The following is a 25,833-nucleotide window of genomic DNA, read 5'->3' on the forward strand; positions in this document are numbered from 1 at the left end:
GTGCGGCTTACTGCGCCGCCACCGTCTTGATGCGCGCGATCATCTCGTCGACCGCCTTGTCCACCGGCACTTTGTCGGTGACCACGCGGCTCATCGCCTTGGCCCAGACGTTCTCGTTGTTGAGCACGGTGAACTTGTAGTTCTTGGTGAATTCGAAGGTCACGGTGCCGGCGGCGTACTGGTTGAACACCGACAGGCGATGCCGGTCGGCCTTCCAGAACTCGCTCGCCTGCCCGGCCTTGGTGACCGGGAACCAGCGGCCCAGCGAACCCTCGACGTACGGCGTGAGGTTTTCCTCCTGCATGAGGAAGGCCACGAACTCCTTGGCGCGCGCCTTGTTCTTCGCGTCCTTGAACACCACGCCGGTCTTCACCGCGCTGCGGTAGACCATCTTGCTGCCGTCGGGCTTGTTCGGAAAGCCGGCGGTGTGGATGCGCTCGGTGTAGTTCTTGCGGGCTTCCTCGCGCTGCTCGGGCGTGAGCGTGGCGTTGTTGGAATCGTCGAGCCACTTGGCGGCGATCGAGATGGTCGCGTTGTGCGTCATCACGGTCGTCTTGTTGTGGAACGCGACGTTGTTGTCCGGGTCCTTCCAGCTCGTCGACGAGGGCGGCGTGCAGCCCGTGAGGTAGGGCTTGGTGTAGTCGGTCACGGCGCTGATCAGGCCGGCGCGCACCTTCGGGTCGTCGACCAGCAACTTGCCGTTGTCGTCCACCAGCTTGACGTTGTAGGCGTCCATGAAGGTCAGGAACGAATAGAACGCGTCGCTCGAATCCACGCCCATCGGCATGCCGATGCCGAAGGTACGCTTGCCGCTGGCCTTGCGGCTGGCGGGCTGGACCTTCTCGCACCAGAACGACCAGTAGTCCTTCCAGGTGGTGGGAATGTCGGACTCCTTGAAACCGGCCTCCGTCAGCATGTCGTTCCAGTACTCGATGTGCATCGTCTGCTGCTTGATCGGGAACGCGTAGTACGCCTTCTTCTTCGTCTGCTCGTTGTAGAGGAACGTCGTCTCGAGCGTGTTGGGCGCGAAGCGGTCCTTCATGGGTGCGAGCACGCTGCCGATGTCTTCGAGCTTGCCGTCGTAGGCCCATTTGCCGGTGACCTGGAAGTCGTACACGTCGGCATAGGCCACGTCGGGCGGGCTGCCCGAGTCGAGCGCGGACACGGTCTTGGGAATCATGTCCTGGATCGGGTACTGCGACAGCTCGATCTTCACGTTCTTGTTCTTGTCCTCGAACTTCTTGATGGCGGCGAAGAGCGCTTCGTCCTCCGCCTTGTAGAAGCCCTTGACCCACCAGACGGTGAGCTTCTCCTGCGCGGCGGCGGGGCCCGCCGATGCCAGCAGCCCCAGCGCGACCAACGTCGGCGCTATCAGCGATTTCACGACTCTCATGCTGTCTCCTTCTTCTTGGGTGGAAATGCTCGCCGGGCGAGCGTGGGTAAAAACAGGGTTGAAGTGCGGGCCGTTGCCTGAGGCTGCGACGGGCTGGCCAGCTAGCTGGCCTTCAGCCTCGGCGGTGGTCTGTTCAGTCTTGGCAGGCGCCGGCTGGAGCCGAGCACGTCTTCGATGTCCTGGCGCGCACTGTCGATGAGGCGGATGATCGCGCGCTCGGCCCGGGCCGGCTGGTGCGCGATCACTGCATCGAGCACCGCGCGGTGCATCGGCAGCGAGAGTGCGGGGCCGTCGGGCTTGGCGGTCGATATCTCGAAGCTGGTGCGCAGCAGCGCGCTCAGCGCCTTGCTCATCTGGGCCAGCATGCGGTTGCGCGCGGCGCTCAGGAGGCCGTTGTGAAAGCGCAGGTCGAAGGTGACGTAGTCGCCGCCGTTCTCGATGGCCTCTTTCATGCCGGCATAGGCTTGTTCGATTTCATCGATGTCCTTGCGATCGGCGCGCTCGGCCGCGAGCCGCACGGCCGCCGGCTCCACCACGCGGCGCAGGTCCTGCAGGTCGCGCAGGAATTCGGGCGTGAGCCCGGCGCGCGACTGCCAGGTGATGACGTCGGGATCGAACCAGTTCCACTTGTCCTGCGGCAGCACACGCGTGCCGACCTTGGGCCCGGTGACGATCAATCCCTTGGCCGCGAGCGACTTGATGGCCTCGCGCACCACGGTGCGGCTCACGCCGAGTTCTTCACCCAGGACCGGCTCGGAGGGTATGGACGCACCGATCGCATAACGACCTGCCACGATGGCTTCGCCGAGCAGTTCGAGCGTGCGACCGTGGATGTTCTTGATCATGGATGCGATGTGGAATTTGGTATCCCGGAGGTCGAAAACATCAAGTCTCCGTGCGTTTCTTCACACTTATCATATGATGATTGAAAACGCGATTCGGCAGGACAAACCCTGAGGTTGGCCGTCGAAATCGGCAACGACGGAGACAAACCCGATGAGCAATTCCCCCAGGAAAAAGGCGAGCGAACTGCGCAGCCAACAATGGTTCGGCCGCCACGATCGCGACGGCTTCATCTACCGGAGCTGGATGAAGGGCAAGGGCGTTCCGCACGATCAATTCGATGGTCGCCCGGTCATCGGCATCTGCAACACCTTCAGCGAACTCACGCCCTGCAACTCGCATTTCCGCACGCTCGCCGAGCAGGTGAAGATCGGCGTGTACGAGGCCGGCGGCTTCCCGCTCGAGTTCCCGGTGATGTCGCTCGGCGAGACGCTGCTGCGCCCCACCGCCATGCTGTATCGCAACCTCGCGAGCATGGACGTGGAAGAAAGCATTCGCGGCAATCCGCTCGACGGCGTGGTGCTGCTCATGGGCTGCGACAAGACCACGCCCGCGCTGATGATGGGCGCGGCCAGCGTCGACCTGCCGACCATCGGCGTCTCGGGCGGCCCGATGCTCTCGGGCAAGTGGCGCGGACAGGAACTGGGCTCGGGCACCGGCGTGTGGCAGATGAGCGAGCAGGTGCGCGCCGGCACGCTCAAGCTGCAGGACTTCTTCGAGGCCGAGAGCTGCATGCATCGCAGCCACGGCCACTGCATGACGATGGGCACCGCGAGCACCATGGCCTGCATGGTCGAAGCGCTCGGCATTGGCCTGCCGGGCAATGCGGCCTACCCTGCCGTCGATGGGCGCCGCAACGTGCTGGCGCGCCAGGCGGGCCGGCGCATCGTGGACATGGTGCATGAAGACATGAACATGTCGAAGATCCTCACGCGCCAGGCGATCGAGAACGCGATCAAGGTCAACGCGGCCGTGGGCGGCTCGACCAATCTCGTGATCCATCTGCTGGCCATTGCGGGCCGCATCGGCGTGGACCTCACGCTCGACGACTTCGACCGTCTCGCCTCCGAGCTGCCCTGCCTGGTGAACCTGCAGCCCTCGGGCCAGTACCTGATGGAAGACTTCTGCTATGCGGGCGGCCTGCCGGTGGTCATCAAGGAGATCGCCCAGCACCTGCACAAGGACATCCTCACCGTCACCGGCCAGAGCCTGTGGGACAACGTGAAGGACGCCGAGAACTACGGCCCGCAGGTCATCCGTCCCCTGGCCGAGCCCTTCAAGGAGAAGGCCGGCATCTGCGTGCTGCGCGGCAACCTCGCGCCCAACGGCGCGATCATCAAGCCGAGCGCGGCCACGCCCGAGCTGCTGGTGCACAAGGGCCGCGCGGTGGTGTTCGAGAGCGCCGACGACCTGCACAGGCGCATCGATGACGAAGACCTGGACATCGACGAGCACTGCATCATGGTGCTCAAGAACTGCGGCCCCAAGGGCTACCCCGGCATGGCCGAAGCCGGCAACATGCCGCTGCCGCCGAAGGTGCTGCGCCGCGGTATCACCGACATGGTCCGCATCAGCGATGCGCGCATGAGCGGCACGGCCTACGGCACGGTGGTGCTGCACACCGCGCCCGAGGCGGCAGCCGGCGGGCCGCTGGCGCTGGTGCAGAACGGCGACATCGTCGAACTCGATGTACCCAACCGCAAACTGCACCTGCATGTGAGCGACGAAGAGCTGGCGAAGCGCCGCGAGAAGTGGGTCGCGCCGAGAGCGCCGCTCGACTCGGGCTACTGGAAGCTCTACGTCGACACGGTGCTGCAGGCCGACCAGGGCGCCGACCTGGCTTTCCTGCGCGGCCGGCGCGGGGCTTTCGTGCCGCGCGACAATCACTGAGATGACAAGACTGGTAGCAATCGACTGGGGCACGAGTTCGCTGCGCGGCGCCCTGCTGGACGCCGACGGCAAGGTACTCGAAGAGCGCAGCGATGCGCGCGGCATCCTCAAGGTGCCCGACGGCGGATTCCCCGCGGTCTTCGACGCGCTGTTCGGCGACTGGATGCGCCTGGAAGGGGCGCACTGCCTCATCTCCGGCATGGCCGGCAGCAAGCAGGGCTGGGTCGAGGCGCCGTACTGTGCCTGCCCGGCGGGCCGTGTCGAAGTGGGGCGCAAGATCATCCACATCGACGCGGTTCCCGGTGCGCGCATCGCCATCGTGCCCGGCCTCAGCGACGAACACGACGGCGTGCCCGACGTGATGCGTGGCGAGGAGGTGCAGATCTTCGGCGCCATGTCGCTCACCGGTGCGAGCGACGGCCTCTTCGTGCTGCCGGGCACCCACAACAAGTGGGCCACCGTCAGCAAAGGCCGCGTTGCAGGCTTTCGAACCTGCATGACGGGCGAGTTCTACGCACTGCTGAGCCAGCATTCGATCCTCGCGCGTACGCTCGATGCCGCCGCGCCGCTCGACGAAGCGGCGTTCCTTCAGGGCGTGACGCAATCCGAGAACGGCCACGGCCTGCTGCACAACGCCTTCGGCACACGCACGCTTGCGCTGTTCGAGCGCATGCCGAAGGAAGAGCTGTCGAGCTACCTCTCGGGCCTGCTGATCGGCGAAGAGCTTCGCACCCAGTCGCTGCACGCGGTCGGCGAGGTGGTGCTGATCGGCTCGCCGGTGCTCACCGAGCGCTACACCCTGGCGCTGCGCGCCGCCGGCGTTGCCACGCGCACGCTGGGCGCCGAAGCCACCTGGGCCGGACTGCATGCGCTGTCCGGCTTTCTTGCAGCAGACAGCAACAGAACTCAGCCATGACCACGCCCCTCGAAAAATTCAACGCCGCGATGCGCGAACTGCCGCTCGTGGCCATCCTTCGCGGCCTCTCTCCCGCCGAGGCCGCGGACGTCGGCGATGCCATCGTCGAGCCCGGCTTCCGGCTGCTCGAGGTGCCGCTCAATTCGCCGCAGCCGCTGGACAGCATCGCGCTCATGCGCGCGCGCTTTCCAGAGGCGCTGGTGGGCGCAGGCACGGTGCTCGATGCGCAGCAGGTGCGCGACGTGCATGCGGCCGGCGGCGAACTGATCGTTTCGCCCAACTTCAACGCCGCGGTCATCGCCGAGGCCGTGAAGCTCGGCATGGTCTGCCTCCCCGGCGTGGTGACGCCGACCGAGGCCTTCGGGGCGCTGGCAGCCGGTGCCACCGGGCTCAAGTTGTTTCCCGCCGAACTGGCGTCGCCCGCAGTGGTGAAGGCATTGCTCGCCGTGCTCCCCACCGGCACGCCGGTGATGCCCGTGGGTGGCATCACGCCGCTGAACATGGCCGAGTGGCGCACGGCCGGTGCGGCCGGCTTCGGCATCGGCTCCGCGCTCTACAAGCCCGGCAAGCAGGCCCCGGCCGTGCGCGAGGATGCGCAGAAGTTCGTCGCGGCCTGGACGGGCACCACGCACGCCTGATCCATCCAGCGCCTCGCTGTTCACAAGAAAAAAGAAGGAGACCCGATGTCCGCAGAATCCGACTACGCCAGCCCCGCCGTCAGCAAGCTGCGGGAAGACCTCTCGCTGGCCTTGCGCGCCGCCGCCCACCACGGGCTGTCCGAAGGGGTCTGCAACCACTTCAGCGTGATGGTGCCGGGCGCGCAGGACCGCTACCTGATCAATCCGCGCGGCCTGCACTGGAGCGAGATCGGCCCCGACGACATCGTGTTGATCGACGTGCACGGCGAAGTGCTGGCCGGCCGCCATCGGGTGGAGCCGACCGCCCTCTTCATCCACGGCGCGGTGCACAGGCTCACCGGGCATGCGGTCGTGCTGCACTGCCACATGCCTTACGCCACCGCGCTCACCATCACGGTCGACCGCGCGCTCGATCCGACCGCCAGCCAGAACGCGATGCGCTACATGAACCGCATCGCGATCGACGCGGTCTACAACGGCCTGGCGCTCGACGATGCCGAGGGCGAGCGCATTGCCCGTGCAATGGCCGGCAAGGATGTCGCGTTCCTCGCGAACCACGGCGTGATCGTGGCGGGCTCCAACATCGCGCATGCCTACGACGACCTCTACTACCTCGAACGTGCGTGCCTGCACCAGGTGATCGCGCAATCGACCGGGCGGCCGCTGGTGCCCGTCGATGCGAAGCTGGCCGCGCATATGGCGGCGCAGATCCAGGGCGAGCGCGAGCAGTCGGACCTGTTCTTCGAGGCGCTGCGCCGCATGCTGCCCGCCCCGCGCGCCTGAGCGCGCGCGGACAAGCACACGGCCTCCCGGCCTACAACCAACGGCACACCCGCGACAGCGCCCGGCGGGCGCACCACGCATTAGCATGGGTGGCATGCCCACTGGACGTCACGCGTCTACGGGCTGCTTACAGCTCTTCATCCGATTTCGCCTCAGCCTTACACAAGGTTCACACAGGGCGGCGACGATGAGGCTTCCAACCACTCCACGGGAGTTGAAATGAAAAAGCTCACTTTTGCAGTCGCCGCAGCCGCCTTGATGTCGCTGGCTGCACTCAGCGCACCGGCGCAGGCCCAGACCGGCGGCCGCTTCATCCAGGCCCAGGTGTACGTGGTGCCCGCACCGCCGCCACCGCGCCGCTACTACGCGCCGCCGCCTCCGCGCCACTTTCACCCCGGCTACCACCGCGATGGCCGTCGCTACGACCATGGCCGCCGCTGGGATGACCGCCGCCACTACGGCGGCCGCCGGGACAACGATGGAGACGGCGTGCCCAACCGCTACGACCGCCGGCCCAACAATCCGTACCGCAACTGATCGATGAAGAAACCCGGGCCGAGCGCCCGGGTTTTTCCTTGAGGGATGCCGAGCGCGCTCAGGCCTGCGCCACGCGGCGCAGCAATCCAGTGGGCGTGCGCGGCCAGCCCACGCGGCCGAACCAGGCGCCGCCTGCAATCGCCGAGGCGATCACGATGCCGTACACCACCAGCGCCACGCCCTGCGCCGCGAACACGCCGGTGAGACCGCCACCCCAGCGCAGCGCAAGCCAGCCGCCCGTGCCCGCCACCGCGAGCCGCGCGATATTGCCGAGCACCGGCCACATCAGGCGTCCCGCGCCCTGCGAAGCGAAGTACAGGACCAGTCCCACGCCGAAGAAGCCGTAGAGCGGCCCCACCACGCGCAGGTAGTGCGCGCCGGTCTCCAGCATCGCGGGGTCGTTGCCGAACAGCAGCAGCCACGGACGCGGGAATAACGCGGCCGCGAGGCCGATGGTTTCGGTCAGCGCGAAGGCCAGCGCCGCGCCGGCCCAGGTGGCGCGCAGCGCGCGTTCGCGCTGCCCCGCGCCCATGCAGGTGCCGACCATTGCGACCAGCGGCGCGCCCAGGCCGAACACCAGCGGCACCAGCAGGTATTCCAGCCGCGACGCCGTGCCGTAGCCGGCCAGCGCGCCCGAGCCGAAGTGGCCGGTGAGCGCTGTCGCGATGCCGATCGACAGATTGGTCGCCACCGTCGACACCGCACCCACGAGCCCGATGCGGAGGATGTCGCGGAACATCGGCCACTGCAGCTTCAGCGCCGACAGCGTCGGCTTGAGCAGGCTGCGCGGCGAGCGCAGGTAAATGATCAGCGCAATGGAGCCCAGCAGGTAGTACAGCAACAGCGCCATCGCGCCGCCAGCGATGCCCATGCCCGGAATCGGCCCCCAGCCGAAGATGAGAAGCGGCGATGCCGGAATGAGGAACACCACGCCCACCACCGTGACGTTGGCCGGCACCGCCATGTTGCCGGTGCCGCGGATGATGGCCGAGAGCGAGTTGAAGAGCCACACCAGCACAGCACCCGCGAACACCCAGTTCGAGTACGTCAGTGCGGCATCGAGCGAGGCGCCCGTGCCGCCCATGATTCCGTAGAGCCAGCGTCCGCCGGCCAGGAGCGCCAGCGAAAAGAACAGGCCGAAGCCGAGCGCGATGACGACCGCATGCCACACCAGCGCATCGGCGTTGTCGCGGCGGCGTGCGCCGAGCGCGCGGGCGATCGACGAGGCGATGCCGCCACCCATCGCGCCGCTGGAGGTCATCTGCATCAGCATCACGATCGGGAACACCAGCGCCATGCCTGCGAGCGCATCGGTGCCGAGCTTGCCGACGAAGTAGGTCTCGATGAGCCCGACGGAGGCCTGCGCCACCATCACGAGCACATTGGGGGCGGCCAGGCGCAGCAGCGTGGGGACGATGGGCGCCTCCAGCAGCAGGCGGGTGCGCGGATCGAGTTCGGCGTTGGCCGAGGTCGCGGAGGTGGTCATGGCTGGAGCGTCCCGATCATCAGGCGCGCGCGCCTGCCGCGGCGGGCGTCACTGGGGTGCCGGCCTTTGCAGCCGGGCGGCGGATCATCATCACGATCACCGCCGCGACGAGGCAGGCGGCACCGGCTGCGTACAGCGCCGGCGTGTAGGTCAGCAGCAGCGTGCGCGCGAAGCCCGCGCCGTATGCGGCCGTGGCGGCGCCCAGCTGGTGCGCGGCAAAGATCCAGCCGAACACGAGGCCCACCTTGGCCGGGCCGAAGGTGGCGCCGGCGAGTTTGACGGTCGGCGGCACGGTGGCGATCCAGTCGAGGCCGTAGAACATCGCGAAGAGGCCCAGCCCGTAGATGGTGAATTCGGAGTGCGGCAGCCAGAACAGCGACAGGCCGCGAAGGCCGTAGTACCAGAAGAGCAGCTTGCGGTTGTCGTAGCGGTCCGAGAGCCAGCCCGAAAGAATGGTGCCCACGAAGTCGAAGGCGCCCATCATCGCAAGCACCGAGGCCGCCGGCACCGCGCCCATGCCGTTGTCGCCGCACAGCGAGATGAAGTGCGTCTGCACGAGGCCGTTGGTGCTGAGGCCGCAGATGAAGAAGGTGCCGGCCAGGATCAGGAAGGTGCGGTTGGTCGCCACCTCCTTCAGCACGCGGAACGGCGTGGCGAAATTCATCATCGCCACGGGCGCGGCCGGTGCGGCTGGTTGGGTGCCGGGCTTTTCGCCGTAGGGTAGCAGGCCAACGTCGGACGGCCGGTTGCGCACGAGGCACAGCGCGAGCACGGCGATCAGCACGCTGCCGATCACGATCGGCACGATGGCCGAGCGCCAGCCCCAGTGCTCGATCATCCAGGCCGCGAACGGCAGGAAGGCCAGTTGCCCCGTCGCCGAGCTGGCGGTGAGCATGCCGATGACCAGCCCGCGGCGCGCGACGAACCAGCGGTTGGCCACCACCGCGCCGAGCACCAGTGCCGTCATGCCGGTGCCCAGGCCCAGCATCAGGCTCCAGAGCACGAAGAGCTGCCACAGCTGCGAGGCCATGGTGACCAGCGCCATGCCCATGCCGACCAGCGCGAGCCCGGTACAGATCACCGCGCGCAGGCCGTAGCGTTCCATCAGCACCGCGGCGAACGGGCCCATGAGGCCGAAGAGCGCGAAGCGCAGTGCGAGCGCCGACGAGATCTGCTCGGTGCTCCAGCCGAACTCCTTGCCCAGCGGTTGCAGCATCGCGCCCGGCAGGCCCAATGCGGCCGACATCGTCAGCATGGTCAGGAAGGTGATGGCGGCGACGATCCATCCGTAGTGGATGCCGCGGCGCTGCAGCCATGCGGAAACTTGGGTGGCGAACATGGGGCCTCGGCTGTTGGAATGAGATGTGGAGGAGGAAAGGAAATCCGGTCCGCGTTGCGATCGCGCGGCTGTGTCGTGTGGGTGGTGTGCTTCAGTCCTGAAGGTCTGCGGCTTCGTCCGCGCCCAGCAGTTCGAGCGACTCGTCGATGAGCTGGTGCAGCGCCAGCACGCGCTCCACGCCCAGCAGCGCATTGAGCTTCTGCTGCGCGGTCTTCCAGTGGTGCTGCGCTTCGCGCCACTTGGCCTCGCCTTCGGGCGTGAGCGCCACCAGGAGGCTGCGCGCATCGGCACCGGCGCTTTGCGCAATCCAGCCCGCGGCGATCAGCGGCTGCAGGTTGCGGCTCAAGGTGGAAGCAGTCATCTTGAGCTCGCTCGCAAGGTCGACCGGGCGGGAGGAGCCCAGCCGCTTGAGGTTCGACAGCAGCGAGTACTGCGTGGTCTTCAGGCCGCTCCTGGACACCTCGGCGTCGTAGTGCGTCGACAGGCGACGCATGAGCTGTCGTACTTTGAAACTGGTGCAGCCGCGCGGCTTGGTCTGAATGTCCATGGGCGATGATTGTAGGTGCAACTATTGCATATACAATTCACAACCTCATTCAAAGCCCCCAGGAGCAGTACAGGCATGACGCAACCCACCAGCCAGCTCGACGCATGGATCGCCGAGGAACGCGCGATCACCGACCGCCTCGAAGGTGGCCCCGGCCCCGGACTCGCCCGCCCCGAGCAGATCGCCGGCAAGACCGGGCTCGAAGTGATGCAGGCGATGCTGAACGGCGAGATTCCCTACGCGGCCATCGCCAAGACGCTGGACTTCACGATCGTCTCGGTGAGCAAGGGCGTCGCCGTGTTCCAGGGCACGCCCCTCGCACAGCACTTGAACCCGCTGGGCACCATCCACGGCGGCTGGGTCGCCACGATGCTCGACTCGGCCCTGGGCTGCTCGGTCCACACGATGATGCCGGCCGGCCGCGCCTACACGACCGCCGAACTGAGCGTGAACTACGTGAAGGGCCTCACGCCGAAGGTGCAGCGGGTGCGCGCCGAGGGCAAGGTGATCCACTGCGGCAGGCAGCTCGCGACGGCTGAGGCAAGGCTCTTCGGGGCGGACGGCACGCTGTATGCGCATGCGACGACGACGTGTTTGGTGTTCGAGATTCCAACGGCCCGGTGACGCAGTAGGCCTTCTGCTTGTAAGTCCAAAAGGCTCCTGCCTCTTTCCTGTCTTGATAATTGTTCGCATCGGCGGCCGCAGGCCGGCCCGCCGGTGTCTCCCCAAGAACATCTATCGAACTGGAGGATCTTTCATGACCCAACGCTCCCGCGTCCGCGCTGCGCACGCCCTGATCGGCGCCACCACTGCATGGCTCGCCCTCACCGCCCTGCCCACGCACGCCGCCGAAGAACTCACGCTCTACACGACGCGGGAGCCCGCGTTGATCCAGCCGCTGATCTCCGCCTTCAGCGCGCAGAGCAACATCAAGGTCAATACCGTGTTCGTGAAAGACGGGCTCCTGGAGCGGGTGAAGGCCGAGGGCGCACGCTCGCCGGCCGACGTGCTGATGACGGTGGACATCGGCAACCTGATGGACCTCGTCGATGGCGGCGTGACGCAGCCCGTGAAATCGCCCGCGCTCGAATCGGCCATCCCGGCCAACCTGCGCGGCGCCGACGGCCAGTGGTTCGCGCTCTCGCTGCGCGCCCGTGTTCTGTATGCCGACAAGATGCAACCGCTCACCAGCTTCCGCTACGAAGACCTGGCCAACCCGAAGTACAAGGGCAAGGTCTGCATCCGCGCGGGCCAGCATCCCTACAACACGGCCCTCGTCGCAGCGCTGATCGCGCACGACGGCGAAGCCAAGGCCGAGCAGTGGCTGCGCGGCGTCAAGGCCAACCTCGCGCGCAAGGCCACGGGCGGCGACCGCGACGTGGCGCGCGACATCCTCGGCGGCATCTGCGACATCGGCATCGCCAACTCGTACTACGTCGGCCAGATGAAGAGCGCCAAGGAAGGCACCGACGCGCGCAAGTGGGGCGATGCGATCAAGGTGGTTCGCCCGACTTTCGCCAACGCGAAAAGCGGCGGCACGCACGTCAACATCAGCGGCGCCTCGGTGGCGAAGAATGCACCGCAGCGCGCCAACGCGGTCAAGCTGATCGAGTTCCTGGTGTCCGAGCCGGCGCAGGCGCTGTATGCGCAGACCAACTACGAGTACCCGGTGCGCAAGGGCGTGGCGCTCGATCCGATCATCGGCCAGAGCATCGGCGAATTGAAGGTCGATCCTCTGCCGCTCACCGAGATCGCCAAGTACCGCAAGCAGGCCAGCGCGCTCGTGGACAAGGTCGGCTTCGACCAGTGATGGACCCAAGCAGGCACGCCGTGCCGGTGGTGCCTGAAAAATGCAAATGACACGGCGCCAGCCGCCAGCCCTGCAAGCCACAGGACCGGTCTGGCGCCTTGCCTCGTTTGCCATCGCGATCGGCGTGCTTGCGCCGGTGCTCACGCTCCTGTGGCTCGCGTTCGGTTCCGGCATCGGGCACTGGGGGCCGCTGTTCGCGCACGTGCTGCCGCAGGCGGCGCTCAACACGGCCCTGCTGCTGGCCGGTGTCGGCACGCTGGTGCTGGTGATCGGCACCGGCTGCGCGTGGCTCGTGACGGCGCATGACTTTCCGGGACGCGGCGTGCTGCACTGGGCGCTGCTGCTGCCGCTCGCGATGCCGACCTACATCGTCGCCTTCGCCTACCTCGACCTGCTGCATCCCATCGGCCCGGTGCAGGGCGCGATCCGCTGGGTGCTGGGCTTCGACAGCCCGCGCCAGTTCCGCCTGCCCGATCTGCGCTCCATGCCGGGTGCGATCTTCGTGCTCGGCTTCGTGCTCTATCCGTACGTCTACATGACGGCGCGCGCGATGTTCATGACGCAACCGGCGCACCTGCTCGAAGCCGCGCGCACGCTGGGCGAAAGCCGGCGCGGCGCGTTCTTTCGCGTGGCACTGCCGCTCGCGCGCCCTGCCCTCGCGGTGGGCCTGAGCCTTGCGCTGCTCGAAACGCTCAACGACATCGGCGCCTCGGAATTCCTCGGCGTGAACACGCTGACGGTGGCGGTCTACACGACGTGGATCACGCGCTCGGACCTCGCGGGCGCAGCGCAGATCGCCTGCGCGATGCTGTTCGTGGTGGTGGCGCTGGTCTGGCTCGAACGCAACGGCCGTCAGCACCAGCGCTTCGGTTCGGCGCAGCGCATGCGTGCCGTGCAGCCGCGGCGCCTGCACGGCGGCGCCGGCTGGGTCGCGACGGCCGTCACCGCGTTGCCGGTGCTGATCGGCTTCGTCGCGCCGGCCATTTACCTGGTCTGGGAAAGCGCCAAGCGGCTGCGCCAGGGCGGCGGCATTTCGCAGGGGTTGGTCGCGAGCCTTGGCAACACGATCGCGTTGGCCGCGGGTGTCACCGTGGTCGCAGTGGCTGCGGGACTGATCGTCGCCTGGGCGGCGCGCAGCCAGGGCACGAGCCCCAACCGCTCACGTTGGCAGGCACGCGCCGCCACGCTGGGCTACGCGGTGCCGGGCACGGTGCTCGCCATCGGCCTGCTCACGCCGGCGCTGGCCTTCGACGCCGCGCTCGCCACAGCCTTCGGGCTGCAGGGCCTGCCGCTGATGGGCGCGGGCATCGTGCTGGTCGTGGCCTGCGCGATCCGGTTTCTCGCGATGCCGGTCGGCGGCATCGAGGCCGGCCTCGCGCGCATTCCGCCCGCCATCGAGCAGGCCTCGCGCCTGCTCGGCGAAACAACCGCGGGCACGCTGCGCCGCGTGCACCTGCCGCTGCTGCAGCCGGCCATTGCCGCGGGCGCGCTGCTGGTCTTCGTCGATGCGATGAAGGAACTGCCCGCCACGCTGCTGCTGCGCCCCGCCAACTTCGACACCCTGGCCACCTGGCTCTACGCCGAGGCCGCGCGCGGCACTTACGAAGAAGGCGCGATCGCGGCGCTCGCCATCGTGCTGGCCGGCCTGCTGCCGGTGGTGCTGCTGGCGCGCAACCAACTGGGCGCAACGCCTGTCGCGCCCGTTCCGGAACACGCATGAGTTCTCCGCTGCATATCGAATCGATCCAGCTCGCGTATGAAACGCCGCGCGGTCTGCACACCGTCGTCGACGATTTTTCGCTGTCACTCGCGGCCGGCGACATCGCCTGCCTGTTCGGCCCCTCGGGCTGCGGCAAGACCACGGTGCTGCGCGCCATCGCGGGCTTCGAACCGTTGCGCGCGGGCACGATCCGCCTCGACGAGGTGATGCTCTCTTCCGCCCGCTCGCACCTGCCGCCCGAGCAGCGGCGCGTGGGAATGATGTTCCAGGAGTACGCGCTGTTTCCGCATCTCTCGGCTGCGAAGAACGTTGCCTTCGGCCTGCGCCGCCTCGGTCGCGCAGCCCAGCAGGCGCGCGTGGCCGAGATGCTGGCGCTGGTGGGCCTGGCCGATGCCGGCGAGCGCTATCCGCACGAGCTCTCGGGCGGCCAGCAGCAACGCATCGCGCTGGCCCGCGCGCTCGCGCCCTCGCCCGCGCTGCTGCTGCTCGACGAACCTTTTTCCAACCTCGACGGTGCCACGCGCGAACGCCTCACCGCCGAGGTGCGCGGCATCCTGAAGCAGGCCGGCCAGACCGCCATCCTCGTCACGCACAACGAGGCCGAGGCGCATGCGATGGCCGACCGTATCGGCGTGATGCACAACGGGCGCATCACGCACTGGCTCGACACGGTGCCCTAGCACAAGGCGCCCAAACAGCGAATGGGCTTTCCGGGAAAAGGTTGTTCGAGACCGCAAGAATCGCGGCGATCCAAGTACACAACCGAACACGGAAAAGCCCATGTCCCAACCCCTCACCCTCGTCAGCCACCTGCTGTGCCCCTACGTCCAGCGCGCCGCCATCGCGCTCGGTGAAAAAGGCGTGCCCTTCGAGCGCATCGTGATCGATCTGGCGAACAAGCCCCAATGGTTTCTCGACATCTCGCCGCTCGGCAAGGTGCCGCTGCTGAAGGTGCAGCGCGCCGACGGCACCGAGGCCGTGCTGTTCGAGAGCAACGTGATCTGCGAGTACCTCGAAGAGACCCAACCCGGAGCGCGCCTGCACCCCGAAGACCCGCTCACCCGTGCCGAGCATCGCGCGTGGATGGAGTTTGGCTCGGCCATCCTCGCCGACCTCTGGGGCTACGAGACCACGCAGGACGCGGCCGTGTTCGAGCAGAAGCGCCTCGCGCTGGTCGCGAAGTTCGAGCGTGTCGAGACTGCGCTCGGCGCCGGCCCTTATTTCGCGGGCCAGAGCTTCAGCCTGGTCGATGCGGTGTTCGCGTCTGTGTTCCGCTACTTCGAGGTGTTCGACACGCTCATCGATTCGCGTATCTTCGCTGCGCTGCCCAAGGTCGACGCCTGGCGCAAGGCACTGGCCGCCCGGCCGAGCGTGCGCGATGCGGTCGTGCCCGAATATCCGCAGCACCTGATGGAATTCCTCAAGCGCCACGAGTCCCACCTGCTGACCGCAGCAACTTGATTGCCGCGGCGGGAAGCCGACAATGGCGGCTTCCCCTTTTCCCATCACTACACGGCACCACGAGATGCGACTTCTTCACACCATGCTGCGCGTTGGCAATCTCCAGCGCTCCATCGACTTCTACACCAAGGTGCTCGGCATGAACCTGCTGCGCACGTCCGAGAACCCCGAGTACAAGTACAGCCTGGCCTTCATCGGCTTCGACAAGGGCAACCCCGACCAGGCCGAGATCGAGCTCACCTACAACTGGGGCACCGAGAGCTACGAACTGGGCACCGCCTACGGCCACATCGCGCTCGGCGTGCCCGATGCGTATGCGGCCTGCGAAAAAATCAAGGCCGCGGGCGGCAACGTGACGCGCGAGGCGGGTCCGGTCAAGGGCGGCACGACGGTGATCGCCTTCGTGACGGACCCCGATGGCTACAAGATCGAACTGATCCAGCGGGCCGAGAGCGCAGAAGGCGCCGGCCTGCGCTGAGGCGCTGCGGACGAAGACCCGCTACAAGTCGAGCGCCGCCGCGCGCAACTCGCGCACGGTGGAAAAGCGCCCGACAGCCTGATCAGCAGCCCAGCAGATCGGCCAGCTCGTTGATGTCGCGCGCATGCAGGCTGTTGTCGGGCTGCGGCGAAACATCCTTGGGCTTGGCAACGCCGAACTCGTGGGGCCGCTCGATGTAGGCGGTCTTGAGGCCGCACACGCGTGCGGCGGCCAAGTCATCGTGATGCGCGGCGGCCAGCATCACCTGCCCCGGCGTGGCATCGAACACGCCCGCTACGCCCAGGTAGGTGCGCGGGTCGGGCTTGTAGGCCTTGAACACCTCGGCCGACAGCACGCAATCCCAGGGCAGGCCCGCACGCTTGGCCATCTCGGTCAGCAAACCGATGTTGCCGTTGGAGAGCGTGCAGATGGTGAACTTCTTCTTGAGCCGGGTGAGCCCGTCCACCGAATCGGGCCATGCGGGCAGGCGGTGCCAGGCACGGCTCAGGTCGCGCTTGGCGGCGGTGTCGAGGCGATCGCTCAGGTCGAAGTCGCGCAGCACCTGTTCGAGCATGCTCAGGTGCAGCTCGTCGAGCAGCGTGAAGCCGCCCTCTCCCGCTGCGATGCGCTCCATCACCGCCTTCATCGCGGGCTGGTAGCCGGCGCGCCATGCGAGCGCGAAGGTCGCGCCTTCCACGCCCGGCAGCACGCGTTCGACTTCGGCCGCGATGCCGCTGTGCCAGTCGACCACGGTGCCGAACACATCGAACGCGATGACCTTCAGGTCGCTCGCGTCGAACGCGGTGCTCATGTCAACGTGACAGCTGGCTCGCGGCGCGGGCCAGCTGTTCGATGCGGGCCCAGTCGCCGTCGCGGATCGCGTCGGTCGGCACGATCCACGAGCCGCCCACGCAGGCCACGTTCGAGAGCGCCAGGAACTCGGCCGCATTGCCCGCATGGATGCCGCCCGTGGGACAGAAGGTGACGTCGCCGAACGGTCCTTGCCAGGCCTTGAGCATCGGCAGGCCGCCTGCCTGCAGCGCCGGGAAGAACTTGAGTTCGGTGTAGCCGTCTTCCTGCGCCATCATGATTTCGCTGCCCGTCGCCACGCCCGGCAACAGCGGCAGGCCGAGGTCGTGGCAGGCCTTGCCGACCGAGCGCGTGTAGCCCGGGCTCACGCCGAACTTCGCGCCCGCCAGCGCCGAGGCCTGCGCATCGGCCGCGCTGCGAATGGTGCCGGCGCCGGCCACGGCTTCAGGCACTTCCCTGGCAATGGCCTCGATGCACTGCAACGCCTGCGGTGTGCGCAGCGTGACCTCGAGCATGCGGATGCCGCCGGCCACCAATGCGCGCGCCAGCGGAATGGCGTCTTTCACGTCGTTGAGCACGATGACCGGGATGACCGGTGCATCGCGCATCACGTCGAGGGCGGTGAGTTTGTCGTTTACAGCCATGAGCAGGCTCCTTCTTCGGCAGTCAATGCATTGCGGCGCATGCCGGCGAACAGCTCCCGGCCGAGGCCGTGTCCGTCGGCGATGCGCTGCGCTTCGGGCAGCGTCGCGGTCTCGCGCGCGGCCCATTCGTCTTCGGGCAGCAGCACGGCGAGCGTACCCGCTACCGAATCGAGTCGGATCAGGTCGCCGTCGCGCACCTTCGCAAGGGGTCCGCCCGCAGCCGCCTCGGGCGAGACGTGGATGGCGGCCGGGATCTTGCCCGACGCGCCGCTCATGCGTCCGTCGGTGACCAGCGCCACGCGGAAGCCCTTGCCCTGCAGCACCGACAGCGGCGGGGTGAGCTTGTGCAGTTCGGGCATGCCGTTGGCCTGCGGGCCCTGCCAGCGCACCACGCAGACCACGTCGCGCTCCAGTTCGCCGGCGGTGAAGGCCTTGTGCAGGGCGGCCTGCGAGTCGAAGACGCGCGCGGGCGCTTCGATCACGTGGCGGTCGTCGGGCACCGAAGAGACCTTGATCACGCTGCGGCCCAGGTTGCCGCTCAGCAGCTTCAAGCCGCCGGTGGCGCTGAACGGCTCGGCCACCGGGCGTGCCACCGCATCGTTCTTCGACGGGGCGGCAGGCGTCCATGTCAGGCGCTGCTCGCCGCCTTCGGCCAGGGTCGGGATGTTGGCGAATTCGCGGATGCCACCGGCGCGCACGGTGAGCACGTCGGCGTGCATCAGGCCCGCATCGACGAGTTCGCCGATGACGAAGCCCGGACCGCCCGCGGCCTGGAACTCGTTCACGTCGGCACTGCCGTTGGGGTACACGCGGGTCAGCAGCGGAATGATGTCCGAGAGCTTGGAGAAATCGTCCCAGTCGATCACGATGCCGGCGGCGCGGGCCACCGCCACCCAGTGGATCAGGTGGTTGGTGGAACCGCCCGTGGCCAGCAGCGCAGCCATGGCGTTGACGATGCAGCGCTCATCGACCATCTCGCCGATGGGCGGGCAGCTGAACGCGCTGTCGCCCGCCTTGCCCAGCACCGTGCGCACGGCCTCGCGCGTGAGCGTGTCGCGCATCGCATCGCCGGGCTGGATGAAGGCCGTGCCGGGCACGTGCAGGCCCATGGCCTCGAGCAGCATCTGGTTGCTGTTGGCGGTGCCGTAGAAGGTGCAGGTGCCCACGGTGTGATAGGCCGCCATCTCGGCGTCGAGCAGGCCCTGCCGGCCCACGAGCCCCTGTGCCGCCTGCTCACGCACCTTCGACTTCGCATTGTTCGAGAGGCCCGAAGGCATCGGGCCCGCGGGCACGAACACGGTCGGCAGGTGGCCGAAGTGCAATGCGCCGATCAAGAGGCCCGGCACGATCTTGTCGCACACGCCGAGCATCAGCGCGCCGTCGAACATGTCGTGCGTGAGTGCGATGGCGGTGCTCATGGCGATGACATCGCGGCTGAAGAGACTCAGCTCCATGCCGGGCGTGCCCTGCGTGACGCCGTCGCACATCGCAGGCACGCCGCCGGCCACCTGCGCCGTGGCGCCCAGGCGCCGGGCCTCCTGCTTGACGATGTCCGGATAGCCCTGGTACGGCGCGTGGGCCGAGAGCATGTCGTTGTAGGCGGTGACGATGCCGATGTTGGGCGCGCGCTCGGTCACCACCCTGAACTTGTCGTTTGCCGGGATGCCGGCCACGGCGTGCGCCACGTTGGCGCAGCCCATGCGGTCGGCACCGCGGTCGCGGTTGCGGATCTCGGCCAGCCTTGCGAGGTAGGTGCTGCGCAAGCCATGGCTGCGCTCGCGGATGCGATCGGCGACGTCGCGGACGATGGGGTGTGTGCTCATGGGGTAGATGGCTCTTGCTGGGTCGCAAGCGCGACTGTGGGCCTGGAACTCATCGTACCAAGCCAGGCGCAAAGTCCTGATGAAATCCGGGCGCCAAGCGATACGAATTTACTCGGGCATTGCCCGGGCATGGCCCACCGGGCCGCAGGCACAAAAAAGCCCGGCATCGCCGGGCTGGTTTGCACAGGCAGAGCGGGTTCAGTCGACCAGCCTGGCCTCCACGCGGCGCGCCTCGGCATTGTTGCCCGACCCTGCCGTCACCTCGGGCTTTTGCAGGTCGATCTTGCCGGCAGGTACGCCCAGGCCCACGAGCACGTCGCGCACCATCTCGGCGCGCTTCTTGGCGAGCGATTCGTTGAGGGCGGCATCGCCCGTGGTGTCGTGAAAGCCCGAGACCACCACCTTGCGACCGCTCTCCACGCCCTTGATGACCGCGGCCAGCGCCTCGGCGGCGCCCGGTGCGAGGTCGGCGCTGCCCGTCGCGAAGTAGAAGTTCACCACGCCGTTGACCACACGGATGCTGGCGCCGTCGGGGATCGTGACCGTGACTGTCTCGGTCACCTCGGCCAGCTTGGGCGCCTCGCCCGGCGGAGGCGAGGAAATGACCACGGCGGGAGGCTTGCCCGGCGCTGCGACCGCGGCACCGGAGGCGCTGTGGCCCTTGTGCCAGATCACGATGCCCACCACGAAAAAGATCACCAGCGCGATCAGCGCCATGAGGAAGCCGAGGATGAAATTCTGCTGGCCGTCGTCGTCGCTCATGGGTGGGCGTGCTCCGTAATTGAGGGGTCGGTAAATAATGGTGCGGTGAACCATGATCAGGAAATTGTAGGCGGCGCCCCTGACATGCCCGTGTCGGACCCCGCGCCGAACCCCGGACCACCGGGGCTGGACCCGATGCCCAGGCCCTTGCGCGACCCGCAGCCCATGCTCGAACGCGCGATTGCCGACTGGGGAGGGCACGACGACCTCTGGCTGTTCGGCTACGGCTCGCTGATCTGGCGGCCGGAGTTCGGCTTCATCGAGCGGCGCCCGGCCTGGGTGCACGGCTGGCACCGGGCGCTGAAGATGTGGAGCCGCGTGAACCGCGGCAGCATCCAGACGCCGGGCCTCGTGTTCGGCCTGCTCTCGGGCGGCAGTTGCCGGGGCATGGTGTTCCGGGTACCGAAGGCCGAGGGACTCGAGACGCTGCGCCGCCTCTGGCTGCGCGAGATGCCCACCGGCGTGTACGACCCCAAGTGGCTGCGCTGCGGCACGGCTGAGGGCCCGGTCAACGCGCTGGCCTTCACGTTGTCACGGCGCAGTCCCAATTTCACCGGCGATCTCAGCGACGAGCGCTACCGCCACATCTTCGCCCACGCGGTGGGCCGCTATGGCAGCTCGCTCGACTATGCACAGCAGACCCTGCTGGAGCTGCAGCGGCATTCGATCCACGATGCGGCGCTGGCCCGGCTGGTGGCGCTGGCCGAGGCCAAACAACAGGCAGCCGCGGCGGCGGCCGATTGCGATGCGCTCCCGGCTTCGGTATATGTTCCGGGGTCTTCCGACAATTCTTCTTCCCAACCCTCATCCGGACCGTCCAAGGAAAAACCATGAACCATCGTCGTCTCTTCGCCACCGGCACCGCCCTCCTCGCCACCGCCGTGCTCGCTGCCTGCGGCAGCATGGGCGGCAAGCCGAGCACGGTCGTCGAACTGGTGCCGACCGCCGCGATCACGCCCAACCCGACCCGCGGCACGGTGAAGTTCACCGCCCTGGACCACGGCGTGCGCGTCTCGGGTGAAGTGCGCGGCCTCGTGCCGGGCAGCGAGCATGGCTTCCACATCCATGAAAAGGGCGATTGCGGCGACAACGGCAACGCCTCGGGCGGCCACTTCAACCCGACCGGCGGCACGCACGGCAAGTTCGCCGCGCCGGGCAGCCATGCCGGCGAACTGCCGAGCCTGGTGGCCGACGCAGGCGGCGTGGCGCGCTTCAGCGTGGACGACCACTCGATCTCGCTGACCGACGGCGCCGCCAACAACGTGGTCGGCCGCGCGCTGGTGGTTCACCGCGACCGCGACGACTTCACGACGCAGCCGGCCGGCAACTCGGGCCCGCGCATCGCCTGTGCGGTGATTCCGAAGGGCTGATCCGCCCGATCAGCGCGCCGCGCGTTCGAGCCACAGTGCCTCGGCGCGCGCCAGGGCCTCGGGCGTGTCGATGTCGGTCACGATGCCGGCATCGTCCACCACCAGGTCGAACACCGAATCGATGGCGCGCATCGACCGCAGAACGGGCGATGCGCCCAGATTCCCTTCCAGCGCCGCGAGCTGCGCGCGGCATCCGGCGGCAAAGGCGACCGGATGGCCTCGCTCTCCCATGAACTGTGGCTGCACCGCGTTGACCCGGCCATTGAGTGCGCCGGCCACTGCCCTCAGCGTCTCGGGCCGCACCAGCGGCAGGTCGCCCGGCAGGATCAGCCAGCCGGCGGCATCGGGCGTGGCACGCACCGCAGCCGCAATCGAGTCGCCCATGCCCGGGTGACCGGCATCTTCCAGGCGCCACGGCAGGCCGCTCGCGCGCACGGCATCGAGCGTGCGTTCCAGCACCGGCTTGCCAGCGAGCAGGGCCTTCAATTTCTGGCCCGTGCCGCCGGCTGCAATGAAGCGCTCGCCCCGGCCAGAGGCCAGCACGATCACCACGGGGGAATTCGCCTTTGTCGTCATGGGCCGAGTATGTGCGCAACAATCCCGGCATGACTTCCCCTCCCTCCAACGAAGCGCTCGCCGCGCTGCGCAAGAGCTACGAACGCGCCGAGCTCGGCGAGGCCCACAGCGCGGACGATCCACTGAAGCAATTCGAACGCTGGCTCACCGAGGCCATCGACGCCCAGGTGCCTGAGCCCAATGCGATGACGCTGTGCACCGTGGGCAGCGACCTCAGGCCCTCGAGCCGCATCGTGCTGATCAAGGGCTACGACGCGCGCGGCCTCGTCTGGTACACCAACTACGAAAGCCGCAAGGGCCGCGAGCTGTCGGGCAATCCGTACGCGTCGCTGCAGTTCCACTGGGTCGAGCTCGAGCGCGTGGTGCGCATCGAGGGCCGCGTCGAGAAGGCCGGCGCCGAGGAGAGCGACGCCTACTTCGCCAGCCGCCCGCTCGACTCGCGCATCGGCGCCTGGGCCAGTCCGCAGAGCGAAGTGATCAGCGGCCGCGACGTGCTGGTGAAGAACGCGGCCGTGGCCGCCGCCAGGCACCTGCTCTCGCCGCCCCGTCCGCCGCACTGGGGCGGCTACCGGCTGGTGCCGGACCGCTGGGAGTTCTGGCAGGGCCGCAAGAGCCGGCTGCACGATCGGCTGCGCTACCGGCTCGAAGGCGCGGACTGGGTGCGCGAACGGCTCGCACCCTGAATCCGTTCGGGGACCACCGCGGAACCGGCTCCGCCGGGCCGCAGGCACCACCTTGAATTCGACGCGACGAGCCCCTCAGGGAAGCCACTGCACCCAAACCATCACGAGCGTGAGGGTACCCAGCGCCAGCACCGTAGACACCGCAACGCTGGCCGTGACGAGGTCTTCGGCCGTGCGGTAGCGCTGCGAGAACAGGAACACGTTGGCGCCGATGGGCAGCGCCGCGGCCACCACCATCACGGTGAGCGGAATGCCGCGCACGCCGAGCAGCCAGCCGATGGCCGCGACCAGCAGCGGATGCAGCAGGTTCTTGACCAGCGCCTGCACCAGCGCACCGCGCCAGTGCCGCCCGATGGGCGTGAGCGCCAGCGTGATGCCCACCATCACCAGCGCCACAGGGCCGAAGGCCTGGCCGAGCAGCTGGATGGGCTTGTCGATCACCTCGGGCATCACGAGCCCGGTCTGCGCGAACAGCAGGCCCGCGATGATCGGCAGCGGCACCGGGTGAATGATGGCGTTGCGCAGCGCGCGCAGCACGGTGCGCGCCATCGAGCGCTTTTCTTCGCCGCTGACCACCGCATGCTCGCGCGCGACGGCCAGTTCGAGCACGACCGTGGCGCTGGTCAGGAGCACCAGCGAATGCAGCGAGATGAGCGTCAGCAGCACCACCATGCCCGCCTCGCCATAGGCCAGGCCGACGAGCGCGATGCCGATCATCACGGTGTTGCTGTAGGTGTTGGCCAGCGCGATCACCGCGGCCGTGCGGTTGAACCCGCGCAGGGCGAGCGTGCCCGCGAACAGCAGGCCCGAGGCGATGAAGTACGCGGCAACCGGCTTGAGGCTGAGCTCCTGCACATGCACCGTGCTCATGGCACGGAACAGCAGCGCGGGGGCGAGCAGCAGGAAGATGAGATTCGACAGGTCCTTCACCGCGTTGCCGCCGATCCATCGGCGCTTGCCGGCCAGGTAGCCCGCGGCGATGAGGAGGACGACGGGGAGCAGCGAGGAGATGACGAAGGAGTTCACGCGGCGAGGATAAGCTGCCTTGCTCCTTCCCCCTCTGGGGGAAGGTTGGGATGGGGGCAAGCGGCGCTTGCACAAGCCGCGACTTCATCAAAGGCCGCGAGCCCCCACCCCTGCCCTCCCCCGGAAGGGGAGGGAGAAAGACCTAGATCAGAACGTCACGCGCATCCCGACCTTCAGCGACCGCCCCGGCAACGGCGCGTTCGGATACACCGTCGTCGTCAGGATCGACGTCGGGCTGTAGGCCAGCTTGTTGGTGATGTTGTCGATGCGCGCATACCAGGTGAGGTTCGCGCGCTGCACCTTCATGCGATAGGAGATGGCGGCGTTCCACAGCGTGTACGCATCGGTCTCGCGCGCCCCCACGCTCGGCACGTGGCGTTGGGCCGCGTTGTAGTAGAAGCCCAGGCGCGCGCTCCACGGACCGTTACCGTAGACCAGCGTCGCGCCCGTGCGGAACGGCGCGATGCGCGGCAGCGGCTCGCCGGTGTCCAGGTTCTTCGCGCGCACCACGTCGCCGCGCCATTCGAGATCGAGCGTCGAGGCGTCGGGCATGGGCGCGAAACCGTCGTTGCCCAGCAGGCGCAGGTTGCCGTTGGCCTCGATGCCGGTGAAATGCGCGCGCACGCCACTGTAGACGTACTCGGCGAGCGTGTCGGTGGCGGCCGGGTCGGTCACCACCTGGCCTTCTTCGTCGAGCGTGCGGCCCGAGGCGGTGAGGCCGATGTAATTGCTGAAGCGCGTGACGTAGGCGTTGACGCGGGCCGTGTTGGGGCCCGACTTCCATTGCGCGCCGAGGTCCAGGCCGGTCGACTTTTCCTTCTTCAGGTTCGGATCGCCCACTTCCCACGCGGCCGTGGCCACGTGCGGGCCGTTGGCGAGCAGTTCGTAGTCCTTCGGTGCGCGCTCGGTGTACGCGAGGTTCGAGGTCAACTGCCACTGCGGCGTGAGGTTGAACAGCGCGCCGAACGCGGCGCTGTGCGGATTGAAGGTGCGCTCGCCGATGGCAAAGCGGGTGACCGACGGATCGTCCGGATAGCCCAGCGAGCGGATGCGGACCTTCTCGGTGCGCGCGCCGAAGCTCAGCTTGCCCCAGGGGGCGCCGTACTCCTCATAGAGGAAGAGCGCGTTCGAGCGCGTGCGGCTGTGCGGGGCGAAGGCCTCCTCGCCGTCGGCGGCGAAGCGGTTGGTCTCGCTGCTGAAGCCGACCAGGCCTTCGAAGTTGCCGATCTTCTGGTGACGTGCCTCGATGCGCAGGTCGTTGCTCATGTTCGAGAAGGTGGTGCCGGCCTCGGGGCCCTCGAACTCGGTGTGGCGGTAGTCGGTGTGGCTCACCTTCGCGTGGATGCTGCTGATGATGCCGCCGGGGCGCCATTCGCCTTCGAGCGCATAGCGGTCGGACTTCATGCGGATGGTCACGTCGTCCTCGGCCACGGTGCCGTAGTTGCTGCGGTAAGTGCTGGCCGAGGCGCCGATCCAGCCCTGGTCGAAGAACAGCGTGCCGCCGACCGCGCCGCCGTTCGCCTCGTTGGCCGAGTTGCAGATCTTGCGGGCGCGCCACGGCGAGCCGGGCTTGCTGCAATCGAGGTCGATGGGCACCGAGACGTCCTTCGAGTCGCGGTTGAAGGCGTCCACGTGCAGCGCGAAGCGGTCGTTGCCGCCCTCGAGCACCACGCCGCCGTTCTTTTCCTTGTTGCCGGTGGAAAAGCCCAGGTCGGCGCGGCCGCCGAAGCCGTTGATGGGTTCGGTCGGAATGCGGTTGTCGATCACGTTGACCACGCCGCCTACCGCGCTGCCGCCGTACTGCAGCGCCGAGGGGCCGCGCAGCACTTCGATGCGGTCGGTGACCAGCGCGTCGACCGGTACCGCGTGGTCGTAGCTCAGCGCCGAGGCGTCGGGCGCGCCGCCGCCGTTCTGCAGGATGCGGATGCGGTCGCCGTCCTGCCCGCGGATGATCGGGCGGCTCGCGTTGGGGCCGAAGTAGCTACTGCTCACGCCGGGCAGGTTGTTGAGGGTTTCGCCGAGGGTCGAGTCGGAACGCAGCAGGAGTTTTTCGCCCGAGAGCGTGACGGTCGGCGCGATCAGGTCGTTGGCACCGAGCGGATTGCCGGTGACCGTGACGGTGGGCAGGCTGGCGGCATCGGCCGGCTGGGCTTGTGCAGTTTGCTGGGCCTGGGCGTGGGACGCGCCGGCGAAGGCGAGCGAAAGAACGGCGACGCCGATGGCGTTGCGACGGAAATTGGGAATCATGGTGAACACTCGTTGAATCAATGGACGGCACGCCGTCACCCGCACAAGGCA

General features: G+C 67.9%; 26 protein-coding genes. 14 read left to right on the forward strand and 12 right to left on the reverse strand.

The features are described from left to right. Positions 1 to 7: 7 nt before the first annotated feature. Together M2282_RS04915 and M2282_RS04920 are read right to left on the reverse strand one after the other, a co-directional pair. Positions 8 to 1,393: an ABC transporter substrate-binding protein gene (locus M2282_RS04915; protein WP_280807641.1), complete on the reverse strand. Its 1,386-nt coding sequence runs from the start codon at positions 1,391 to 1,393 to the stop codon at positions 8 to 10. Between the two features lie 101 nt (positions 1,394 to 1,494). After that, the gene (locus M2282_RS04920; RefSeq protein WP_280807642.1) at positions 1,495 to 2,238 is read right to left on the reverse strand and encodes a FadR/GntR family transcriptional regulator; all 744 of its coding nucleotides are present in this window, start codon (positions 2,236 to 2,238) and stop codon (positions 1,495 to 1,497) included. A gap of 151 nt (positions 2,239 to 2,389) precedes the next feature. On the opposite strand from M2282_RS04920, the gene M2282_RS04925 reads away from it, so the two are divergent. The 5 genes from M2282_RS04925 to M2282_RS04945 all read left to right on the forward strand — a co-directional run bounded on the left by M2282_RS04925 (position 2,390) and on the right by M2282_RS04945 (position 7,000). After that, positions 2,390 to 4,126, forward strand: a complete 1,737-nt coding sequence (locus M2282_RS04925; RefSeq protein ID WP_280807643.1) for an IlvD/Edd family dehydratase — start codon at positions 2,390 to 2,392, stop codon at positions 4,124 to 4,126. 1 nt (position 4,127) lies between these two features. Further along, positions 4,128 to 5,042, forward strand: a complete 915-nt coding sequence (locus M2282_RS04930) for a 2-dehydro-3-deoxygalactonokinase (RefSeq protein WP_280807644.1) — start codon at positions 4,128 to 4,130, stop codon at positions 5,040 to 5,042. Continuing rightward, positions 5,039 to 5,680, forward strand: coding sequence for a 2-dehydro-3-deoxy-6-phosphogalactonate aldolase (locus M2282_RS04935; protein ID WP_280807645.1), 642 nt, complete (start codon positions 5,039 to 5,041; stop codon positions 5,678 to 5,680). Before M2282_RS04930 ends, M2282_RS04935 begins: the two co-directional genes overlap by 4 nt. 3 nt (positions 5,681 to 5,683) lie before the next feature. Beyond that, positions 5,684 to 6,463, forward strand: coding sequence for an aldolase (locus M2282_RS04940; RefSeq protein WP_280807719.1), 780 nt, complete (start codon positions 5,684 to 5,686; stop codon positions 6,461 to 6,463). A 219-nt stretch (positions 6,464 to 6,682) separates the two neighbouring features. Further along, positions 6,683 to 7,000, forward strand: a complete 318-nt coding sequence (locus M2282_RS04945; RefSeq protein ID WP_280807646.1) for a hypothetical protein — start codon at positions 6,683 to 6,685, stop codon at positions 6,998 to 7,000. Positions 7,001 to 7,058: 58 nt separating this feature from the next. On the opposite strand, the gene M2282_RS04950 is transcribed toward M2282_RS04945, so the two are convergent. From M2282_RS04950 to M2282_RS04960, 3 genes are all read right to left on the reverse strand, one after another. Continuing rightward, positions 7,059 to 8,486, reverse strand: a complete 1,428-nt coding sequence (locus M2282_RS04950) for an MATE family efflux transporter (protein WP_280807647.1) — start codon at positions 8,484 to 8,486, stop codon at positions 7,059 to 7,061. Positions 8,487 to 8,505: 19 nt separating this feature from the next. Next, positions 8,506 to 9,825, reverse strand: coding sequence for an MFS transporter (locus M2282_RS04955; RefSeq protein ID WP_280807648.1), 1,320 nt, complete (start codon positions 9,823 to 9,825; stop codon positions 8,506 to 8,508). A 91-nt stretch (positions 9,826 to 9,916) separates the two neighbouring features. Next, a complete protein-coding gene (locus tag M2282_RS04960) occupies positions 9,917 to 10,372 on the reverse strand; it encodes a MarR family winged helix-turn-helix transcriptional regulator (RefSeq protein ID WP_280807649.1) in 456 nt (151 codons plus the stop codon). Positions 10,373 to 10,447: 75 nt separating this feature from the next. Between M2282_RS04960 and M2282_RS04965 the strand changes: the two genes are divergently transcribed. From M2282_RS04965 to gloA, 6 genes are all read left to right on the forward strand, one after another. Then, positions 10,448 to 10,996 (forward strand): PaaI family thioesterase, encoded by a 549-nt coding sequence (locus tag M2282_RS04965; RefSeq protein ID WP_280807650.1) that lies wholly within the window; start codon positions 10,448 to 10,450, stop codon positions 10,994 to 10,996. A gap of 133 nt (positions 10,997 to 11,129) precedes the next feature. Next, complete coding sequence (locus M2282_RS04970) at positions 11,130 to 12,182, forward strand: Fe(3+) ABC transporter substrate-binding protein (RefSeq protein ID WP_280807651.1); 1,053 nt, start codon at positions 11,130 to 11,132, stop codon at positions 12,180 to 12,182. A 46-nt stretch (positions 12,183 to 12,228) separates the two neighbouring features. Further along, positions 12,229 to 13,902 carry an ABC transporter permease gene (locus M2282_RS04975; protein WP_280807652.1) on the forward strand — a complete coding sequence of 558 codons (1,674 nt, stop codon included), beginning with the start codon at positions 12,229 to 12,231 and terminating at the stop codon, positions 13,900 to 13,902. Next, positions 13,899 to 14,582: an ABC transporter ATP-binding protein gene (locus M2282_RS04980; protein WP_280807653.1), complete on the forward strand. Its 684-nt coding sequence runs from the start codon at positions 13,899 to 13,901 to the stop codon at positions 14,580 to 14,582. Before M2282_RS04975 ends, M2282_RS04980 begins: the two co-directional genes overlap by 4 nt. A 100-nt stretch (positions 14,583 to 14,682) precedes the next feature. Further along, positions 14,683 to 15,363, forward strand: coding sequence for a glutathione S-transferase family protein (locus M2282_RS04985; protein ID WP_280807654.1), 681 nt, complete (start codon positions 14,683 to 14,685; stop codon positions 15,361 to 15,363). Positions 15,364 to 15,427: 64 nt separating this feature from the next. After that, a complete protein-coding gene (gloA, locus tag M2282_RS04990; protein ID WP_042581080.1) occupies positions 15,428 to 15,841 on the forward strand; it encodes a lactoylglutathione lyase in 414 nt (137 codons plus the stop codon). 82 nt (positions 15,842 to 15,923) lie between these two features. On the opposite strand, the gene M2282_RS04995 is transcribed toward gloA, so the two are convergent. The 4 genes from M2282_RS04995 to M2282_RS05010 all read right to left on the reverse strand — a co-directional run bounded on the left by M2282_RS04995 (position 15,924) and on the right by M2282_RS05010 (position 19,880). Then, complete coding sequence (locus tag M2282_RS04995; RefSeq protein WP_280807655.1) at positions 15,924 to 16,652, reverse strand: haloacid dehalogenase type II; 729 nt, start codon at positions 16,650 to 16,652, stop codon at positions 15,924 to 15,926. 1 nt (position 16,653) lies between these two features. Then, positions 16,654 to 17,295, reverse strand: coding sequence for a bifunctional 4-hydroxy-2-oxoglutarate aldolase/2-dehydro-3-deoxy-phosphogluconate aldolase (gene eda, locus M2282_RS05000; RefSeq protein WP_280807656.1), 642 nt, complete (start codon positions 17,293 to 17,295; stop codon positions 16,654 to 16,656). Next, positions 17,286 to 19,118 carry a phosphogluconate dehydratase gene (gene edd, locus M2282_RS05005; protein WP_280807657.1) on the reverse strand — a complete coding sequence of 611 codons (1,833 nt, stop codon included), beginning with the start codon at positions 19,116 to 19,118 and terminating at the stop codon, positions 17,286 to 17,288. Before edd ends, eda begins: the two co-directional genes overlap by 10 nt. A gap of 198 nt (positions 19,119 to 19,316) precedes the next feature. Continuing rightward, the gene (locus M2282_RS05010; RefSeq protein ID WP_280807658.1) at positions 19,317 to 19,880 is read right to left on the reverse strand and encodes an OmpA family protein; all 564 of its coding nucleotides are present in this window, start codon (positions 19,878 to 19,880) and stop codon (positions 19,317 to 19,319) included. 135 nt (positions 19,881 to 20,015) lie between these two features. On the opposite strand from M2282_RS05010, the gene M2282_RS05015 reads away from it, so the two are divergent. After that, positions 20,016 to 20,714 (forward strand): gamma-glutamylcyclotransferase, encoded by a 699-nt coding sequence (locus tag M2282_RS05015; protein WP_280807720.1) that lies wholly within the window; start codon positions 20,016 to 20,018, stop codon positions 20,712 to 20,714. Further along, positions 20,711 to 21,250: a superoxide dismutase family protein gene (locus M2282_RS05020; RefSeq protein ID WP_280807659.1), complete on the forward strand. Its 540-nt coding sequence runs from the start codon at positions 20,711 to 20,713 to the stop codon at positions 21,248 to 21,250. Before M2282_RS05015 ends, M2282_RS05020 begins: the two co-directional genes overlap by 4 nt. Positions 21,251 to 21,259: 9 nt before the next feature. On the opposite strand, the gene M2282_RS05025 is transcribed toward M2282_RS05020, so the two are convergent. After that, positions 21,260 to 21,826, reverse strand: a complete 567-nt coding sequence (locus tag M2282_RS05025) for a nucleotidyltransferase family protein (protein ID WP_280807660.1) — start codon at positions 21,824 to 21,826, stop codon at positions 21,260 to 21,262. A gap of 29 nt (positions 21,827 to 21,855) precedes the next feature. Between M2282_RS05025 and pdxH the strand changes: the two genes are divergently transcribed. Next, positions 21,856 to 22,509: a pyridoxamine 5'-phosphate oxidase gene (pdxH, locus tag M2282_RS05030; RefSeq protein WP_280807661.1), complete on the forward strand. Its 654-nt coding sequence runs from the start codon at positions 21,856 to 21,858 to the stop codon at positions 22,507 to 22,509. Between the two features lie 75 nt (positions 22,510 to 22,584). Here pdxH and M2282_RS05035 read toward each other — a convergent pair whose 3' ends face one another. Further along, on the reverse strand, positions 22,585 to 23,535 hold the full coding sequence (locus M2282_RS05035; protein WP_280807662.1) for an AEC family transporter: 951 nt from the start codon (positions 23,533 to 23,535) through the stop codon (positions 22,585 to 22,587). A 147-nt stretch (positions 23,536 to 23,682) separates the two neighbouring features. Beyond that, positions 23,683 to 25,782: a TonB-dependent receptor gene (locus tag M2282_RS05040; protein WP_280807663.1), complete on the reverse strand. Its 2,100-nt coding sequence runs from the start codon at positions 25,780 to 25,782 to the stop codon at positions 23,683 to 23,685. Positions 25,783 to 25,833 lie beyond the last annotated feature (51 nt).

It is taken from the genome of Variovorax boronicumulans (assembly GCF_029892485.1).
GTDB classification, from domain to species: domain Bacteria; phylum Pseudomonadota; class Gammaproteobacteria; order Burkholderiales; family Burkholderiaceae_C; genus Variovorax; species Variovorax boronicumulans_B.

What these genes read in the sequence shown, in the direction of transcription:
- M2282_RS04915 (WP_280807641.1), bottom strand. Translation starts at nt 1,393, where the DNA reads ATGAGAGTCGTGAAATCGCTGATAGCGCCGACGTTGGTCGCGCTGGGG.
- M2282_RS04920 (WP_280807642.1), bottom strand. Translation starts at nt 2,238, where the DNA reads ATGATCAAGAACATCCACGGTCGCACGCTCGAACTGCTCGGCGAAGCC.
- M2282_RS04925 (WP_280807643.1), top strand. Translation starts at nt 2,390, where the DNA reads ATGAGCAATTCCCCCAGGAAAAAGGCGAGCGAACTGCGCAGCCAACAA.
- M2282_RS04930 (WP_280807644.1), top strand. Translation starts at nt 4,128, where the DNA reads ATGACAAGACTGGTAGCAATCGACTGGGGCACGAGTTCGCTGCGCGGC.
- M2282_RS04935 (WP_280807645.1), top strand. Translation starts at nt 5,039, where the DNA reads ATGACCACGCCCCTCGAAAAATTCAACGCCGCGATGCGCGAACTGCCG.
- M2282_RS04945 (WP_280807646.1), top strand. Translation starts at nt 6,683, where the DNA reads ATGAAAAAGCTCACTTTTGCAGTCGCCGCAGCCGCCTTGATGTCGCTG.
- M2282_RS04950 (WP_280807647.1), bottom strand. Translation starts at nt 8,486, where the DNA reads ATGACCACCTCCGCGACCTCGGCCAACGCCGAACTCGATCCGCGCACC.
- M2282_RS04955 (WP_280807648.1), bottom strand. Translation starts at nt 9,825, where the DNA reads ATGTTCGCCACCCAAGTTTCCGCATGGCTGCAGCGCCGCGGCATCCAC.
- M2282_RS04960 (WP_280807649.1), bottom strand. Translation starts at nt 10,372, where the DNA reads ATGGACATTCAGACCAAGCCGCGCGGCTGCACCAGTTTCAAAGTACGA.
- M2282_RS04965 (WP_280807650.1), top strand. Translation starts at nt 10,448, where the DNA reads ATGACGCAACCCACCAGCCAGCTCGACGCATGGATCGCCGAGGAACGC.
- M2282_RS04970 (WP_280807651.1), top strand. Translation starts at nt 11,130, where the DNA reads ATGACCCAACGCTCCCGCGTCCGCGCTGCGCACGCCCTGATCGGCGCC.
- M2282_RS04975 (WP_280807652.1), top strand. Translation starts at nt 12,229, where the DNA reads ATGACACGGCGCCAGCCGCCAGCCCTGCAAGCCACAGGACCGGTCTGG.
- M2282_RS04980 (WP_280807653.1), top strand. Translation starts at nt 13,899, where the DNA reads ATGAGTTCTCCGCTGCATATCGAATCGATCCAGCTCGCGTATGAAACG.
- M2282_RS04985 (WP_280807654.1), top strand. Translation starts at nt 14,683, where the DNA reads ATGTCCCAACCCCTCACCCTCGTCAGCCACCTGCTGTGCCCCTACGTC.
- gloA (WP_042581080.1), top strand. Translation starts at nt 15,428, where the DNA reads ATGCGACTTCTTCACACCATGCTGCGCGTTGGCAATCTCCAGCGCTCC.
- M2282_RS04995 (WP_280807655.1), bottom strand. Translation starts at nt 16,652, where the DNA reads ATGAGCACCGCGTTCGACGCGAGCGACCTGAAGGTCATCGCGTTCGAT.
- eda (WP_280807656.1), bottom strand. Translation starts at nt 17,295, where the DNA reads ATGGCTGTAAACGACAAACTCACCGCCCTCGACGTGATGCGCGATGCA.
- edd (WP_280807657.1), bottom strand. Translation starts at nt 19,118, where the DNA reads ATGAGCACACACCCCATCGTCCGCGACGTCGCCGATCGCATCCGCGAG.
- M2282_RS05010 (WP_280807658.1), bottom strand. Translation starts at nt 19,880, where the DNA reads ATGAGCGACGACGACGGCCAGCAGAATTTCATCCTCGGCTTCCTCATG.
- M2282_RS05015 (WP_280807720.1), top strand. Translation starts at nt 20,016, where the DNA reads ATGCCCAGGCCCTTGCGCGACCCGCAGCCCATGCTCGAACGCGCGATT.
- M2282_RS05020 (WP_280807659.1), top strand. Translation starts at nt 20,711, where the DNA reads ATGAACCATCGTCGTCTCTTCGCCACCGGCACCGCCCTCCTCGCCACC.
- M2282_RS05025 (WP_280807660.1), bottom strand. Translation starts at nt 21,826, where the DNA reads ATGACGACAAAGGCGAATTCCCCCGTGGTGATCGTGCTGGCCTCTGGC.
- pdxH (WP_280807661.1), top strand. Translation starts at nt 21,856, where the DNA reads ATGACTTCCCCTCCCTCCAACGAAGCGCTCGCCGCGCTGCGCAAGAGC.
- M2282_RS05040 (WP_280807663.1), bottom strand. Translation starts at nt 25,782, where the DNA reads ATGATTCCCAATTTCCGTCGCAACGCCATCGGCGTCGCCGTTCTTTCG.